The 404-nt window shown below is 43.8% G+C and carries 1 protein-coding gene; it reads right to left on the minus strand.

From position 1 onward, the window contains the following. Nucleotides 1-181: 181 nt before the first annotated feature. A partial coding sequence (gene yacG, locus BN202_RS09105; RefSeq protein WP_019220336.1) for a DNA gyrase inhibitor YacG occupies nt 182-404 on the minus strand: 223 nt, incomplete at its 5' end.

The following is a 404-nucleotide window of genomic DNA, read 5'->3' on the forward strand; positions in this document are numbered from 1 at the left end:
CATCCCCCCAAACTCTGTTCATCAGCGTGCATCACACATTCTTGCAAGACAGTCCTCTTACGAAGGTTCATTACATCAAAAGCACGCCATCTCTTCTAAAACGAAACATTCCGCCACCATATGTTCCCGCAGATAGCTCCCCTCTTGCCTCAAGGGGCATTTTTCATGGCTTTTAAACGGTTTATTCTTCTTCATCGCTCAATTGCGGTGGTGGTGGCAAAATATAAACACCAGACAACCAGCGATTTAAATCAATTGCACGGCAGCGTGTTGAACAGAAAGGGTAGGCATTTTGTTGTGCCATCTGACCACAGATTGGGCAAAGATGCGGAGGACGAAGGGGAGATTTCTCTGTTTTTTTCAACTCTGTTTCTCTTAAATATTTTACTACATCTCTGTTTTGT

Source organism: Bartonella florencae, assembly GCF_000312525.1.
Classification (GTDB): domain Bacteria; phylum Pseudomonadota; class Alphaproteobacteria; order Rhizobiales; family Rhizobiaceae; genus Bartonella; species Bartonella florencae.